This window comes from Pseudomonas sp. URIL14HWK12:I6, assembly GCF_000514195.1.
GTDB classification, from domain to species: domain Bacteria; phylum Pseudomonadota; class Gammaproteobacteria; order Pseudomonadales; family Pseudomonadaceae; genus Aquipseudomonas; species Aquipseudomonas putida_A.
This window is the reverse complement of record NZ_AZVL01000004.1, coordinates 34,400-51,344: the sequence shown is the minus strand read 5'-3', so window position 1 is coordinate 51,344 and position 16,945 is coordinate 34,400. Positions and strand designations below refer to the sequence as shown.

The 16,945-nt window shown below is 60.3% G+C and carries 9 protein-coding genes; 5 read left to right on the top strand and 4 right to left on the bottom strand.

All coding sequences use genetic code 11. The features are described from left to right. The first annotated feature begins 8 nt into the window (after nt 1–8). A complete protein-coding gene (locus H043_RS0108320) occupies nt 9–731 on the top strand; it encodes a glycerophosphodiester phosphodiesterase family protein (RefSeq protein ID WP_008087738.1) in 723 nt (240 codons plus the stop codon). 42 nt (nt 732–773) lie between these two features. Here H043_RS0108320 and sthA read toward each other — a convergent pair whose 3' ends face one another. Next, nucleotides 774–2,168 carry a Si-specific NAD(P)(+) transhydrogenase gene (sthA, locus tag H043_RS0108315; protein WP_003226580.1) on the bottom strand — a complete coding sequence of 465 codons (1,395 nt, stop codon included), beginning with the start codon at nt 2,166–2,168 and terminating at the stop codon, nt 774–776. A gap of 197 nt (nt 2,169–2,365) precedes the next feature. Beyond that, complete coding sequence (locus H043_RS0108310; RefSeq protein WP_177325612.1) at nt 2,366–3,415, bottom strand: FAD:protein FMN transferase; 1,050 nt, start codon at nt 3,413–3,415, stop codon at nt 2,366–2,368. A 72-nt stretch (nt 3,416–3,487) separates the two neighbouring features. On the opposite strand from H043_RS0108310, the gene H043_RS0108305 reads away from it, so the two are divergent. Then, nucleotides 3,488–4,789, top strand: coding sequence for an MFS transporter (locus H043_RS0108305; protein WP_027611456.1), 1,302 nt, complete (start codon nt 3,488–3,490; stop codon nt 4,787–4,789). A 181-nt stretch (nt 4,790–4,970) separates the two neighbouring features. Here the strand turns inward: H043_RS0108305 and H043_RS0108300 are convergent, their stop codons facing one another. Beyond that, nucleotides 4,971–6,434 (bottom strand): glyceraldehyde-3-phosphate dehydrogenase, encoded by a 1,464-nt coding sequence (locus H043_RS0108300; protein ID WP_003226583.1) that lies wholly within the window; start codon nt 6,432–6,434, stop codon nt 4,971–4,973. A gap of 354 nt (nt 6,435–6,788) precedes the next feature. Here H043_RS0108300 and mfd point away from each other — a divergent pair, with 354 nt between their 5' ends. From mfd to H043_RS0108285, 3 genes are read left to right on the top strand one after another with little or no spacing between them, the layout of a single operon-like run. After that, nucleotides 6,789–10,238, top strand: coding sequence for a transcription-repair coupling factor (gene mfd / locus H043_RS0108295; RefSeq protein WP_027611455.1), 3,450 nt, complete (start codon nt 6,789–6,791; stop codon nt 10,236–10,238). Nucleotides 10,239–10,248: 10 nt separating this feature from the next. Continuing rightward, entirely contained in the window at nt 10,249–10,815 is a 567-nt protein-coding gene (locus H043_RS0108290) for a CsiV family protein (protein WP_027611454.1), read from the top strand. Between the two features lie 11 nt (nt 10,816–10,826). Beyond that, nucleotides 10,827–13,517 (top strand): DEAD/DEAH box helicase, encoded by a 2,691-nt coding sequence (locus H043_RS0108285; protein WP_027611453.1) that lies wholly within the window; start codon nt 10,827–10,829, stop codon nt 13,515–13,517. Nucleotides 13,518–13,642: 125 nt separating this feature from the next. Here the strand turns inward: H043_RS0108285 and H043_RS0108280 are convergent, their stop codons facing one another. Then, the gene (locus tag H043_RS0108280; protein ID WP_027611452.1) at nt 13,643–16,936 is read right to left on the bottom strand and encodes a DEAD/DEAH box helicase; all 3,294 of its coding nucleotides are present in this window, start codon (nt 16,934–16,936) and stop codon (nt 13,643–13,645) included. Nucleotides 16,937–16,945 lie beyond the last annotated feature (9 nt).

Genomic DNA, 16,945 nt, shown 5'->3' with positions numbered 1-16,945 from the left:
GAAGCACCGTGACCCTCATCTACGGCCACCGCGGCGCCAAGGGCGAAGCACCGGAAAATACCCTGAGCAGTTTTCAGGAATGTCTCAAGCACGGCGTGCGCCGTTGCGAACTGGATCTGCACCTGTCCAAGGACGGCGAGCTGATGGTGATCCACGACCCGACCCTCAAGCGCACCACCGATCGGCGCGGCAAGGTGGTCGAACACACCGCCGCCGAACTGGTGACCTACGACGCGCGTAAGGGCGGCCCGGGCTGGATCAAACCGTGCCCGATTCCGACCCTGGAAGAACTGTTCGAGCAGTGCGATTTCGAGCACTGGCAACTGGAAGTCAAAAGTGCTTCACGCACCCGCGCCGCGACTACCGTACTGGCGATTCGCGAAATGGCTCAGCGTCATGGCTTGCTGGACAAGGTCACCATCACTTCGAGCTCACGGGAAGTGCTGAAAGCGGCGCTGGACCTGGTGCCGGACGTGTCGCGTGGACTGGTGGCCGAATACGCCTGGCTCGACCCGCTAAAGGTCGCCGCCAGCTATGGCTGTGAGATTCTGGCTCTGAACTGGACGCTGTGTACGCCGGAACGCCTGCAGAAGGCGCAGCGTCAGGGGCTGCATGTCTCGGTGTGGACCGTCAACGAGCCTGCGCTGATGCGCAGACTCGCCGACTTCGGCGTTGACAGCCTGATTACAGACTTTCCCGGTTTGGCCACTGCCACCCTTGAGAATTGCTGAAATCGGTCTCCCCGGCCGGCTCAGGCCACCGGCCGGAGCCCGTCAAAAAAGCCGGTTGAGGCCGTCGTACGCTGCTACCCGATAGGCTTCGGCCATGGTCGGGTAGTTGAACGTGGTGTTGACGAAATACTTCAGCGTATTCAACTCGCCCGGCTGGCTCATGATCGCCTGACCGATGTGCACGATCTCCGACGCCTGATAACCGAAGCAGTGGACGCCCAGCACTTCCAGGGTTTCACGGTGGAACAGGATCTTCAGCATGCCTTGCGGCTCGCCGGCGATCTGCGCACGCGCCATGCTCTTGAAGAACGCCTTGCCGACTTCGTACGGCACCTTGGCCTGGGTCAGCTCCTGCTCGTTCTTGCCGATCGAACTGATCTCCGGAATGGTGTAGATACCGGTCGGCACGTCATTCACAAAGCGCCAGCTGCCGTTATCGACGATGCTGCCGGCAGCCGAACGACCCTGGTCATGGGCGGCACTGGCCAGGCTCGGCCAGCCGATCACGTCGCCAGCGCCATAGATGTTCGGCACGCAGGTGCGGTAGGCCTCGTCGACTTCGATCTGGCCACGGCTGTTGACCTTGACCCCGATGTTTTCCAGACCGAGCTGGTCGGTGTTGCCGGTACGGCCGTTGCACCAGAGCAAGGCATCGGCCTTGATCTTCTTGCCGGACTTCAGGTGCAGGATAACCCCGTTATCGACGCCCTCAACGCGATCGTAATCTTCGTTGTGGCGCACGGTGATGTTGTTGTTGCTGAAGTGATAGCTCAACGCCTGGGAGATTTCCGAGTCGAGGAAGCTCAGCAACTGACCGCGGTTGTCCACCAGTTCAACCAATACACCCAGACCGCTGAAGATCGAGGCGTATTCACAGCCGATCACGCCGGCGCCGTAAACGATCAGTTTGCGCGGGGTGTGGCCGAGGCTGAGGATGGTGTCGCTATCGTAGATGCGCGGGTGATTGAAATCGATGTCCGCCGGGCGATACGGGCGCGAACCGGTGGCGATGATGATGTGCTTGGCCACCAGCTTCTCGACCACGCCGTTGGCGCAGACCACTTCGATGGTTTGCTCGTCGGCGAAGCTGCCGGTGCCGAAGAACACGTCGACGCGGTTACGAGCGTAGTAGCCAGTGCGCGAAGCGACTTGTTTGGAAATGACTTTCTCGGCGCTTTTCAACACGTCCGGGAAGGAGAACCAGCGCGGTTCGCCGATCGCCCGGAACATCGGGTTGGTGTTGAACTGCATGATCTGCCGCACCGAGTGACGCAGGGCCTTGGACGGGATGGTACCGAGGTGGGTGCAGTTGCCGCCGACCTGGCGACGGCTGTCGACCATTGCCACCTTGCGCCCCGCTTTGGCGGCGTTCATTGCCGCGCCTTCTCCCGCCGGGCCGGAACCCAACACCACCACGTCGTAGTTGTAGACAGCCATGCGTACTCCTCAGAACAGGCCGCGGTGCCAGCAGCACCGGCGGCTAAATCACGCCGAATCGTGGCGCGAAGGAACAATTGGGGGTCAGTAAAGAACCCGGACACAGTCTATAGAAGCGTCAACGCCGCGCACATTAACCCTTGGTCGCGTCGTAGGCTACTTTTGCCTGCACTACAACGCCAGCTTTCGTACTGTTTTCAGTCAACTTTTGCGCCACTGAGGCGTTCGAAAGCCGCACTGGTGCGAATAACAAAACCTGTATCGGCACGAATCACGAAGAATGCACCAATGTCGTGTTTTTCGGCATAGTCCCAAGCCCTTTCAGGCCCGAGAATCAGCAACAGCGTCGATAGTCCATCGGCCATCAACGCTGAAGGATGAATTACCGTGACTGACGCCAGGTTGTGTAGGACCGGCGCCCCGCTCCGCGCATCGAAGGTGTGGGAAAAACGCCGGCCACCTTGCAGGAAATAGTTACGGTAATCACCGGAGGTGGAAACCCCGTAGCCGTCGACCTGAATGATCCGTTCGGCCACCTGTTGATCGTCTCGCGGCTCTTCCAGCGCAATACGCCAGGATGAGCCATCAAGCTTCTTGCCCTTGGCCTTTAGTTCACCGGTGGCTTCGGCGAGATAGTCATGGATGCCCATCGACTCGAGCCTGGCGGCGATGGTGTCGACCGCGTAACCGGCGGCGATGCTGTTGAAGTCGACTTCGACAGCGGCGTCCTTGCACAAGCGGTCGCCGTCGATATGCAAATGGCGGTAGCCGACTCGCTGCAGGGTTTCGGCCAGCGCGGCGGAGTCGGGGACTTTCTCTTCACGCCCTTGCGGGCCGAACCCCCACAGGTTCATCAGCGGTTCGACAGTCAGGTCGTAGGAACCTTCGCTTTGCTCCGACAGCTGCTCGCCGACACGGACCAATTCGAGCACGGAAGCCGGCATGGTCTGACAGCTGTTCGCTGGCAAGACATTGAAGCGTTCAATATCGGAGTCGTTGCGGTAGGTCGACATCTGCCGATCCACTTCCGCGAGGATAGCCTCCACTTCTCGGCGAACTTGCGCCGGTTCGGCAACACCGGTGTGTCGCACGTACTTGATCGAATACGTGCTGCCCATGGTCGGCCCCCCAAAGCTTTCCATGGACTCACCGTTGCCACAGGCAGCGAGGACAACCGCCACACTCACAAGCCAAACCCACCGTCCAGTGAACAATTCTTCATCTCCCCATAAAAGCGCGCCAGCCATTATGGATCAAAGGCCCGCACGCTCCCCAACGGATGCAACGCGTCATAAGAAACCAATAATGAGTAACTGAAAATGTCCTCGACCACGGGCAAAGGCAAAGCGATTTTTCGCGTTGTCAGCGGCAATTTTCTCGAGATGTTCGACTTTATGGTCTATGGCTTCTACGCCACGGCCATCGCCAAAACCTTCTTCCCGGCCGACAGCGCCTTCGCTTCCCTGATGCTGTCCCTGGCCACCTTCGGTGCCGGGTTCCTGATGCGTCCACTGGGCGCGATCTTCCTTGGTGCCTACATTGACCGTCACGGTCGTCGCCAGGGCCTGATCATTACCCTTGCGTTGATGGCCGCCGGTACGATCCTGATCGCCTGCGTGCCGGGCTATGCCACTCTGGGTGTCGCAGCGCCGTTGATCGTGCTGTTCGGTCGCTTGCTGCAAGGCTTCTCGGCCGGCGTCGAGCTGGGCGGTGTTTCGGTGTATCTGGCGGAAATCGCCACGCCGGGCCGCAAAGGCTTTTTCGTCAGTTGGCAGTCCGCCAGCCAGCAGGCGGCGGTGGTGTTTGCCGGCCTGCTCGGAGTGGGTCTCAACCACTGGCTGAGCCCGGAACAGATGGGTGACTGGGGCTGGCGCGTGCCGTTCCTGATCGGCTGCATGATCGTTCCGGTGATCTTCGTCATTCGTCGTTCGCTGGAGGAAACCCCGGAATTCCAGGCGCGCAAACATCGCCCTACCCTGCGGGAAATCGTCCGCTCAATCGGTCAGAACTTTGGCATCGTCATCGCCGGCATGGCGCTGGTGGTGATGACCACGGTTTCGTTCTACCTGATCACCGCCTACACCCCGACCTTCGGCAAGGCTGAACTGCATCTGTCGGATTTCGACGCGCTGCTGGTGACCGTGTGCATCGGTCTGTCGAACTTCTTCTGGCTGCCGGTGATGGGCGCGGTGTCCGACAAGATCGGGCGCAAACCCCTACTGCTGGCGGCGACGATTCTGGCGATCCTGACCGCCTACCCGGCGCTGTCGTGGCTGGTGGCGAACCCGAGCTTCAGTCATCTGCTGATCGTCGAACTGTGGCTGTCGTTCCTGTACGGTTCGTACAACGGCGCGATGGTGGTGGCGCTGACCGAAATCATGCCGGTGGAAGTGCGCACCACCGGATTCTCGCTGGCCTATAGCCTGGCGACGGCGACCTTTGGTGGCTTCACGCCAGCAGCCTGTACTTATCTGATCCATGTGCTGGACAACAAGGCTGCGCCGGGGATCTGGCTCAGCGGTGCGGCGGTACTGGGGTTGGTTGCGACGCTGGTGCTGTTCCGTGGCAACAAACATGAACTGCGGACTGCACAAGCGGCTGTGGCTGGTGGCGCCCGATAAGAAGCCTTCGGGAGCAAGCCCCCTCCCACAGTGTCCGGTGGTGCCAACATGATTGTGTGAACACCGCCAAACCTGTGGGAGGGGGCTTGCTCCCGAAGAGGCCGGTACAGGCAATAAAGATTCAGCAGGCATAAAAAAACGCCCCGACCTAAGTCGGGGCGTTTTCATTTGCAGCGAAGGCTTAGCGCGGGAACGCTGGCGGGTTTACACCGGCCATGTCTTCCATCACGCGAACCACCTGGCAGCTGTAGCCGAACTCGTTGTCGTACCAGACATACAGAACAACGCGGTTGTCCTGAACGATGGTCGCTTCAGCGTCGACCACACCGGCGTGACGCGAACCCACGAAGTCGGTGGACACCACTTCCTGCGAGTTGACGAAGTCGATTTGCTTGTGCAGATCGGAGTGCAGCGCCATGTAGCGCAGGTACTCGTTCATCTCTTCACGGCTGGCGGCTTTCTCAAGGTTCAGGTTGAGAATGGCCATCGACACGTTTGGCGTCGGAACGCGGATCGCGTTACCGGTCAGCTTGCCGGCCAGCTCAGGCAGAGCCTTGGCAGCAGCGGTGGCAGCACCGGTTTCGGTGATCACCATGTTCAGCGCGGCGGAACGGCCACGGCGATCGCCCTTGTGGAAGTTGTCGATCAGGTTCTGGTCGTTGGTGTACGAGTGAACGGTTTCGACGTGACCGTTGATGATGCCGAACTTGTCATTCACAGCCTTCAGCACCGGCACGATGGCGTTGGTGGTGCAGGAAGCGGCGGACACGATCTTGTCGTCAGCGGTGATTTCGTTGTGGTTGATACCGTGAACGATGTTCTTCAGCTTGCCTTTGCCAGGCGCGGTCAGAACAACACGAGCGACACCCGGGCATTGCAGGTGCTGACCCAGGCCATCGGCGTCACGCCATACACCGGTGTTGTCCACCAGCAGCGCGTCTTTGATGCCGTACTGGGTGTAATCCACCTCGGTCGGGTTCTTCGCGTAGATCACCTGGATCAGGTTACCGTTGGCGGTGATGGTGTTGTTTTCTTCGTCGATGACGATGGTGCCGTTGAACGGACCGTGTACCGAATCGCGACGCAGCAGGCTGGCGCGCTTGGTCAGGTCGTTTTCGGCGCCTTTGCGCACGACGATGGCACGCAGACGCAGACCGTCGCCACCACCGGTTTTCTCGATCAGGATGCGCGCCAGCAGACGGCCGATACGACCGAAGCCGTACAGCACAACGTCAGTGCCTTTGCGGGCCGAAGCGTTTTGCTGACCAACCACGTCAGCCAGTTCTTCACGCACGAACTGCTCGGCGCTGCGGCCATTGCCTTCGCTGCGGAATTTGAACGCCAACTTGCCCAGGTCTACCGAAGCCGCGCCGAGCTTGAGCTCGCTCATGGCTTTCAGCAGAGGGAATGTTTCGTGGACGGAGAGTTCGCTATCGTCGGAGGAACGGTGGCGAGCAAAGCGGTGAGCTTTGAGAATCGCGATGACAGACTGGTTGATCAGGCTGCGGCCATAGATCGAGCTCACCACGTTGTTATTGCGGTAGAGCTGACCGATAAGCGGAATCATCGCTTCTGCGAGTGCTTCACGGTCGATCCATTCACCAAGACACTGGTCGGGCTTCTGAGTCACGGGAACCTTCCACATGTAGGGGCAGAAAAAAGGGGCTACATTATGCCGCCGAGAACCTCTTGTAGCAATGCGCGCTTGTCGCGCAATCGGTAACAAAATTCCGTTCAAAAAAATTACGCCCCGCGCCAGCCCAGTAAAACCGGGGCTTCCAGCGCAGTCAATTTTTCGACGACTGTTAGACGATGTCTGTAACCCTCCGTAACACCAGTCGATTTCGGCACTACATAACCACTAAAAAAGTGCTCGTTTTTATGGTTACCACTACATTTTGCGCAAAGCGCGAAGATAGACGCAGTCTGCAACTGACAGCCGGCACCTGACGCCGCTACAATTACCGACTTTGTCGCAAAGCCTGGAGCTCAACCTTCCGTGCCCGTTCTGCGTCTACCGCTTCTCCCTGCCGCGGCAGGTAAACAGCATTGGGGCAACCTGCCCGGTGCTGCCCTCAGCCTCGCGATTGCCGAGGCTGCCAGCGCTGCCAAGCGCTTCACCCTGCTACTGACCGCCGACAGCCAGAGTGCCGAACGGCTTGAACAGGAGCTGAGTTTCTTCGCCCCGGATTTGCCCGTGCTGCATTTCCCCGACTGGGAAACCCTGCCGTACGATCTGTTCTCGCCGCACCAGGACATCATCTCCCAGCGTATCGCCAGCCTTTATAGACTGCCGGAACTGGCGCACGGCGTGCTGGTGGTGCCGATCACCACCGCCCTGCACCGCCTAGCGCCGACCAAGTTCCTGCTCGGCAGCAGCCTGGTGCTGGATGTCGGGCAGAAGCTCGATGTCGAACAGATGCGCTCGCGGCTTGAGGCCAGCGGCTATCGCTACGTCGATACGGTCTACGAGCACGGCGAGTTCACCGTGCGCGGCGCGCTGATCGACCTGTTCCCGATGGGCAGCAAACTGCCCTATCGCATCGACCTGTTCGACGACGAAATCGAAACCCTGCGCACCTTCGATCCGGAAAACCAGCGCTCCATCGACAAAGTCGATTCGGTCAAGCTGCTGCCGGCCCGAGAGTTCCCGCTGCAGAAAGATGCGGTCACCCGCTTCAAGGCGCGCTTTCGCGAGCGTTTTGATGTCGACTTCCGACGCTGCCCGATCTTCCAGGACTTGAGCAGCGGCATCACCCCGGCCGGTATCGAGTACTACCTGCCGCTGTTCTTCGATGAAACCTCGACACTGTTCGATTACCTGCCGCAGGACACTCAAGTGTTCTCGCTGCCGGGTATCGAACAAGCGGCAGAAAATTTCTGGAACGACGTGCGCAATCGCTACGAAGAGCGCCGCGTCGATCCATCGCGTCCTTTATTGCCGCCAGCGGAATTGTTCCTGCCGGTGGAAGACTGCTTCGCCCGCCTCAAGAGCTGGCCACGCGTAGTCGCCAGCCAGCAGGACGTCGAGTCCGGCGCCGGTCGCGAGCGCTTCCCGGCGCAGGCACTGCCAAACCTGGCGATCGAAGCCAAGGCCACACAACCACTGGCGGCGCTCTCGACATTCCTCGACGAATTCCCCGGACGCGTGCTGTTCACCGCCGAATCCGCGGGCCGGCGTGAAGTCCTGCTGGAGCTGCTGGAACGTCTGAAGCTGCGGCCGAAAACCGTCGACAGCTGGCCGGACTTCGTTTCGAGCAAGGATCGCCTGGCGATCACCATCGCGCCGCTCGACGAAGGCTTGATGCTCGATAACCCGGCGCTGGCGCTGGTGGCGGAGAGCCCGTTGTTCGGTCAGCGCGTCATGCAGCGTCGTCGCCGGGAAAAACGCGCCGACGCCAACAACGATGCAGTGATCAAAAACCTTACCGAACTGCGCGAAGGCGCGCCGGTGGTGCACATTGACCACGGTGTCGGGCGTTATCTGGGCCTGACGATTCTGGAAATCGACAACCAGGCGGCCGAATTCCTCACTCTGGAATATGCGGAGAACGCCAAGCTCTACGTGCCGGTGGCCAACCTGCATCTGATCGCGCGTTACACCGGCAGCGATGACTCACTGGCGCCGCTGCACCGCCTCGGCTCCGAGACCTGGCAGAAAGCCAAGCGCAAAGCCGCCGAACAGGTGCGCGATGTCGCCGCTGAGCTGCTCGACATCTATGCCCGTCGTGCCGCCCGCGAAGGCTACGCGTTTGCCGACCCGAAAGCCGATTACGCGACCTTCAGCGCCGGTTTCCCGTTCGAAGAAACGCCGGACCAGCAAGCGACCATCGAAGCGGTGCGCGAAGACATGCTCGCGCCAAAGCCGATGGATCGTCTGGTCTGCGGCGACGTCGGTTTCGGCAAGACCGAAGTGGCGATGCGCGCCGCGTTCATTGCCGTGCACGGCGGGCGTCAGGTGGCGATTCTGGTGCCGACCACCCTGCTCGCCCAGCAGCACTACAACAGTTTCCGCGACCGTTTCGCCGACTGGCCGGTGACCGTGGAAGTGATGAGCCGCTTCAAATCGGCCAAGGAAGTCAACGCGGCGATCGCCGACCTGGCGGAAGGCAAGATCGATATCGTCATCGGCACGCACAAGCTGCTGTCCGACGATGTGAAGATCAAAAACCTGGGTCTGGTGATCATCGACGAAGAGCACCGCTTCGGTGTGCGGCAGAAAGAACAGCTCAAGGCCCTGCGCAGCGAAGTCGACATTCTCACGCTGACCGCCACGCCGATTCCGCGCACGCTGAACATGGCGGTGTCGGGCATGCGTGATCTGTCGATCATCGCCACCCCGCCGGCGCGCCGCCTGTCGGTACGCACCTTCGTCATGGAGCAGAACAAGAGCACGGTCAAAGAGGCTCTGCTGCGTGAACTGCTGCGCGGTGGGCAGGTTTACTACCTGCACAACGACGTCAAAACAATCGAGAAGTGCGCGGCGGATCTCGCCGAACTGGTGCCGGAAGCACGGATCGGCATCGGTCACGGACAGATGCGCGAACGCGAACTCGAACAGGTGATGAGCGACTTCTATCACAAGCGCTTCAACGTGCTGATTGCCTCGACCATCATCGAGACCGGCATCGACGTGCCGAGCGCCAACACCATCATCATCGAGCGCGCCGACAAGTTCGGCCTGGCGCAATTGCACCAGTTGCGCGGACGTGTCGGTCGCAGCCACCACCAGGCTTACGCCTACCTGCTGACCCCGCCACGCCAACAAATCACGTCCGATGCGGAAAAGCGTCTGGAAGCGATTGCCAACACTCAGGATCTGGGCGCCGGTTTCGTGCTGGCGACCAACGACCTGGAAATCCGTGGCGCCGGCGAACTGCTGGGCGATGGCCAGAGCGGGCAAATTCAGGCCGTGGGTTTTACGTTGTACATGGAGATGCTCGAGCGCGCGGTGAAGTCGATCCGCAAGGGCGAGCAACCGAATCTCGATCAACCGCTCGGCGGTGGCCCAGAGGTCAACCTGCGCGTGCCTGCGCTGATTCCGGAAGACTATCTGCCGGACGTTCACGCCCGCCTGATTCTGTACAAGCGCATCGCTTCGGCCACCGACGAGGAAGGCCTGAAGGATCTGCAAGTGGAGATGATCGATCGTTTCGGCCTGCTGCCGGAGCCGACCAAGAATCTGGTGCGCATCACTGCGCTGAAGTTGCAGGCCGAACAGCTGGGCATCAAGAAAGTCGACGGTGGCCCGCAGGGTGGACGCATCGAGTTCGCCGCGCAGACGCCGGTCGACCCGATGACCTTGATCAAACTGATCCAGACTCAGCCAAAACGCTACAAATTCGAAGGCGCCACGATGTTCAAGTTCCAGGTGCCGATGGAACGCCCGGAAGAGCGCTTTAATACTGTAGAGGCGCTGTTCGAGCGCCTCCTCCCGAAAACTGTTTGAAGGACGCCGCATGCGCCTGTTTCGCTCACTGACTTTGCTACTTGCCTTGGTAGCCCCTTCGGTTTTCGCCGATGACCTGTATCAGGTCGAAATGATTCTGGTGCGCCAGAACGCCGTGCCGGCTATCGTCAGCCGCGCCGCCCCGGAAGACTGGGCCGCCGGCGCTCAACGCCTGGGTGATGACAGCCTGCGCACACCTGCGCTCGGCGACGTTGCCAGCAAACTCAGCGCCAGCGGTGATTACAGTGTGCTGATGCACAAGGCCTGGCAGCAGACCCTCGGCGAAGCGCCGACCAAGGTGGCCGTCAGCGACGGCAAGGAACAGTTCGGCCAGTTCCCGATCGAGGGCACGCTGGAAATGAAACTCGGACGCTTCACCGACGTGAACGCCGACTTCTGGGTCAACCAGATCGACGCCAACGGCATGGTCACTGCCAGCGAACACCTGAAACAGGACAGTCACACCAAAAACGGCCAGCTCAACTATCTCGACAACGGCCACCTGGCGCTGCTGATCAAGATCACGTCCCTGACGGCGCCCGCCCCACGGCAAGCCCCTGAAGCGATTCCGGACTGATCGAAGTCCTTATGTCCCCGCCCCTGAGTAAACCGTTGGCACCCTCCTGGGTCAGCCGATTCAAGGAACAGAGCCTGGAGCGTGGCCGCCGCTACGCCCTGGAGAACCGGGTACGCATCGCCCAGGTCGGCGATGCGACCATCACCGCCAGTTGCGAAGGCTCTGGCGGTAATGTCTACCGTCAGACCATTCACCTGCGCGAGTCAGCCAAAGACACCCTGCTGCTGGTTGACGCCACCTGCACCTGCCCGGTGCGCAATAACTGCAAACACTGCGCCGCAGTACTCCTGCAAGTGCAGGAAACCCTCGAATACCCTGCCGCAGCGAAAGACGCCGAACTGCTGGAAAAACTCCAGGCCGTATTGGAGAACCGTAACCCCAAAGCGCCGCCGCAAGTGCTGGTGGACAACGTGCAACCGCTGCCGCGCCTGTGGCTGGCCAGCGTCGAGTTCAGCGCGTTCGAGCCGCGCAACGGCAAGATGCAGCGCTATATTCAGCATCGGGCGGCGCTGTCGTTCAGCTATCTGGATGAGTACGTCAGCGGGCAGAAAAACAGCGACATTCTGATTCGCCAGGAAACCCAGACCCTGCGGATAAAACGCCATCCGGAAGTGGAACAGTCCTACCGCGAACAGTTAAGAATCCTCGGCTTCCGTATCGCCACGCGCCAGAGCAAAGCGCTGCCGGAAAGCGCCGGCGAGCTGTACGAGATGGTCAACGACAGCGCCTGGCTGACGTTTACCCTCAACGAACTGCCGAAGCTGCGCACCCAAGGTTGGGAATTGCAGATCGACGAGGAATTCGGTTTCGACCTGACCGCCGTCGACGACTGGTACGCCACCGTCGAACAGGCGCCGGAGCGCGACTGGTTCGATCTGGAACTGGGGATCATCGTCAATGGTGAACGCCTGAGCCTGCTGCCGATCCTGCTCAATCTGATGCGCTCGCACACGGAAATCCTCAACCCGGAACGCCTGGCGCGGCGCCGCGATGACGAGCTGATTCTGGTCAATATTCCGCAACGCAACAGTGAGCACGGGCCGCTGCAAGTGGCGCTGCCCCTTGGCCGACTGAAACCGGTATTGGCGACGCTGGGCGAGTTCTACTTGCAGGAGCCGGGCGAAACCACCCTGCGCCTGAGCAAGGCCGACGCCACGCGGCTCAACTCCCTGGAAGGCATTCCCCTGCTGTGGGAGGGTGGCGAACAGATTCGCAGTTTCGCCCAACGCCTGCGCGACATTCGCGACTACAGCGCGAAAGCGCCGGAAGGCTTGAACGCGACGTTGCGTCCCTATCAGCTCGAAGGCTTGAGCTGGATGCAGTCCCTGCGTCAGCTTGAGGTCGGCGGGATTCTGGCGGACGACATGGGTCTGGGTAAAACCCTACAGACCCTGGCGCATATTCTCAGCGAGAAAAACGCCGGACGTCTGGATCGACCGTGCATGGTGGTGATGCCCACCAGCCTGATCCCGAACTGGCTCGACGAAGCCGCGCACTTCACGCCGCAACTGAAAGTGGTCGCGCTGTACGGTGCCGGCCGCAAAAAGCATTTCGAGCATCTGGCCGACTTCGACCTGATCCTGACCACCTATGCACTGCTGCCCAAGGACGTCGAACGGCTGGCACAACAGCCGCTGCACGTTCTGGTGCTCGACGAAGCGCAGTACATCAAGAACCCGAACAGCAAGGCCGCGCAGGCCGCTCGCGAACTCAACGCGCGCCAGCGCCTGTGCCTGAGTGGCACACCGCTGGAAAACCACCTCGGCGAGTTGTGGTCGTTGTTCCACTTTTTGCTGCCGGGCTGGTTGGGCGATGTCAAAAGCTTCAATGCCGACTACCGCGTGCCGATCGAAAAACGCGCCAGCGAAGTCCGGCTGCAGCACCTCAATGGACGGATAAAGCCGTTTCTGCTGCGCCGCACCAAGGAACAGGTGGCCACCGAACTGCCGCCCAAAACCGAGATCATCCACTGGGTCGATCTCAATGAGGCGCAGCGCGACGTGTACGAAACCATGCGCCTGGCGATGGACAAGAAAGTCCGCGATGAGATCACTCGCAAAGGCGTGGCGCGCAGCCAGATCATCATTCTTGAAGCCCTGCTCAAGCTGCGTCAGGTCTGCTGCGATCTGCGCCTGGTCAACGACGCCACCCTGCCCGCCCGCGGCAGCAGCTCGGGCAAGCTCGACAGCCTGATGGAAATGCTCGAAGAGCTGTTTGAAGAAGGTCGGCGGATTCTATTGTTCTCGCAGTTCACCTCGATGCTGTCACTGATCGAGGACGAACTGAAGAAACGCAACGTGGCCTACGCCTTGTTGACTGGCCAGACCCGCGATCGGCGCACGCCGGTGAAGGAATTCCAGAGCGGCAAACGTCAGATTTTTCTGATCAGCCTGAAGGCCGGCGGCGTCGGCCTGAACCTGACCGAAGCGGATACGGTGATTCATTACGATCCGTGGTGGAACCCGGCGACCGAGAACCAGGCAACCGACCGCGCCTATCGAATCGGCCAGGAGAAGCCGGTGTTCGTCTACAAGATGATTGCCCGGGGCACGGTGGAAGAGAAGATTCAGCACCTGCAGAAGGAAAAGTCTGACTTGGCAGCAGGCGTACTGGATGGGCGCAAGGCCGGGGACTGGAAACTGCAGAGCGATGACATCGAAGCGCTGTTTGCGCCATTACCGGACAAGTTCGACAAGCGTTGAGATGTGCAGTGTTTGCTAGATAGCTTTCGCGAGCAAGCCCGCTCCCACAGTTGGATCGCATTTCCCCTTTTGGGAGCGAGCCTGCTCGCGAACGGATCCCCTCAGTTGAAGGTTCAAACTGAAGCTTACTGCCTGGAAACCGGCAGCGGCGCAAACAGCGCCTCGATGTCACTCTGTTCCAGCTTGAACCCACCTGTCGTACCCCCTTCCAGCACCGCCCCGGCCAACGCTGCTTTCTCCTGCTGCAACGCTTGTATCTTTTCCTCTACCGTGCCGCGAGCGATCAGCTTGTAAACAAACACCGGATTGTTCTGCCCGATACGATAAGCGCGATCAGTTGCCTGATTCTCCACTGCCGGGTTCCACCACGGGTCGAAGTGGATCACCGTGTCCGCAGCCGTCAGGTTCAGACCGGTACCGCCAGCCTTGAGGCTGATGAGGAACAACGGCACCTTGCCGCCCTGGAAATTCTTGACTGGCGTGCGCCGGTCGGTGGTGTCGCCAGTCAGCAACGAATAACCGATAGCGCGCTGCTGCAACTCCTGCTCGATCAGCGCCAGCATCGAGGTGAACTGGGAGAACAGCAGGATGCGCCGACCTTCGCCGAGCAACTCTTCGAGCATCTCCATCAGGCTGATCAGCTTGCCGCTGCCTGAGCGCAATGCCTTCGCCGTGAGAGGCATGTTGATCAACCGCAGATCGCAGCAGACCTGACGCAGCTTGAGCAAGGCATCAAGAATGATGATTTGACTGCGCGCCACACCACTGCGGGCAATTTCATCGCGCACTTTTTTGTCCATCGCCACGCGCACCGTTTCATAGACGTCGCGCTGGCCGTCGCTGAGTTCAACCCAATGGATGATTTCGGTTTTCGGCGGCAGCTCAGTGGCGACCTGATCTTTCTTGCGACGCAGCAAAAACGGCTTGATGCGCGCCGTCAGGTGCTGCATGCGCTGGACATTGCCATGCTTCTCGATCGGTGTGCGGTAATCGCGGTTGAAGGACTTGCTGTCGCCCAGCCAGCCAGGCATGAGGAAATGAAACTGCGACCACAGCTCGCCGAGATGGTTTTCCAGTGGCGTGCCGCTCAGACACAAGCGCTGACGGGCCTGCAAGTCACGTGCGGCCTGCGCCGCTTTGCTCAGCGGGTTCTTGATGTTCTGCGCTTCGTCGAGAATCAGCACGCTCCACGACTGCGGCCGCAACGTTTCAAGATCCCTGGGCAGCAAGGCGTAAGTGGTCAGCACCAAGTCGTATTCGGCGAGATTGGCGAAGTCTTTTTGCCGCCCGGCCCCATGCAGCGCCAGAACCTTCAACTGAGGCGTGAAGCGCTGGGCCTCGTCGAGCCAGTTGGGAATCAGGCTGGTCGGCATCACCGCCAGTGCCGGGCAATCGAGGCGACCGGCGTGCTTTTCCGTGAGCAGATGCGCCAGGGTCTGCAGGGTTTTGCCCAAGCCCATGTCATCGCCAAGAATGCCGCCGACCTCCAGCTCCCGCAGAGTCTGCATCCAGCCAAGGCCTTCGAGCTGATATGGGCGCAGTTGCGCATTAAGGCCGGCCGGCGCAGCAATATGGGTGTGACTGGAATTGTGCAGCCGCTTGGCAAAAGTGCGCAGGCGTTCGCCGCCCTGCCATTCCAGTGGCATGCCATCGAGCATACTCAGGCGCGCGGCGTCTGGAACAGTCAAGCGCAGCGCATCGCCCTGATGTCCGCCCAGGTACAGCTCGCCCAGCGTCGCCATCAGCGGTTTGACCCGACTCAGCGGCAACGCCACCTTGGCGCCTGCCGGGTCGCCAAAACCGCTGGGCTTGAGTTCGATCAGGAGTTTTTCGTCGTCGCTGCGTTGCGCCAGATTCACCGGGTCGAGCAAACGTGGCTGGGTGCGCAACAGATGCAGAAGGATCGGCAACAAGCTGTAGCGCTCGCCATTGACGACGATGCCCAGTTGCAGATCAAACCATTGATGCCCGGCCTCTTCTTCGACCTCCGCGTACCAGTGTTCGACCGGCTGCACATCGAAATGGAAGCCGGGACTGATTTCGATTTCCCAGTCCGCGGCGCGCAGTGTGGCAAGCCCTTCATGCATGAATCCGAGCCAGGCGGAATCATCCGGCAAGGTGAACATCTCGCCGAGACGATCCATAGCGCTCTTGCGCGTGGCTTTTTTGAAGCCGTGCTTTTGCAGGCTCTGGCGCAGCTTCTTTTCCATCGCAGGCTGGCGTCGAATGCGCTGGGTTTCAGTGCCATTGAGGATCATCACTTCCGGATTACGATCCACCGCCGGATGACCGTTGTAGGTAAACACCAGAGCGGCGCGGTGCTCCAGAACGTATTCCCAGCGCGAACGCTCCCGGCCGCTGACCAAGGTCAGTTGCGGCTGCGGAAGCACGTCATCGATGATTCGTTCGGTGAGCTTGTGCGGCGGCGGGATTTTGGTCATCGCGCTCATGCGATGGCTGAACTGCATCGCCTGACGCGCCGGGATGTCTGGGGCGAGGGTCAAATGGCAGGCCAGTTTTTCTTCCAGCTCACTGAACAGAGGGCCAACCTGTCGCTGCTCACGATCGATGTAATAAAGCGGCTCCAGCGCCAGCACGGTTTCCTGCGCAGCCTCGGCACTGCTCCACTGGGCGCGGAACCCACCGTCGGCCTGCTCGGCCCAAGAGAACAGACCCATGCGTTTCGCGCCCGGCGTCAGTGCCTGCAAGTTTTCGAAGTCGAGGAACAGGCGGGAGGTGCGCAGGAGCATTTCCAGCAGTTCCGCGCCACTGCTGCCTTCCAGCGGATAGCCGCTGTAATAGGCGTGATGGGAATGCATGGCGACCAACAGCCTGGCAACGCGCAGATCCAGTTCGGACAGATAACCGGGCTGACGCATGAGCATGTCCGACAGCGAATACATCGGTTTTACTTCGCGTAACTCGCCGCTCTTGAGCTGATAGACCTTGAAAATATCGAGCAGCCACTTGCCGTTCGCAGACGTGGGTTTGAGTTTGTAAAACAGGCGCGTGCCCGCGGCTTGCGCCCCTTCGTCGACGGGCCTGGCCGGGACGGGGACTGTCGAAAGCCAATGCTCCAGCGCCCGACCCAAGGGGATCTGTGCGTCACTTTCGGACGTATCGTCGTCAATGCCCTGCAGGTGATAGAGCACCGCCGCGCAGTGCTTGCAATCAATCGCCACGGGGCAGGTGCATAAGCAACGCAAATTAACCGATCCCAGGCGATCACCGGACAGGTAGATGCTTTGTTCATACGCCTGTGTTTCCGAACCGACGCAGAACGCCTCGATTTTCCTGTCATCGATCTCGATGATCTCTACCCGATCATCGGCAGCATAAGCGCGGGCCTTGGCCAACGCCTTGCTACTGAATGCGTGAGTCCATGCCAACCCTTTAAGCCGCTCGATGAAACTGCTCATGGACAGTCC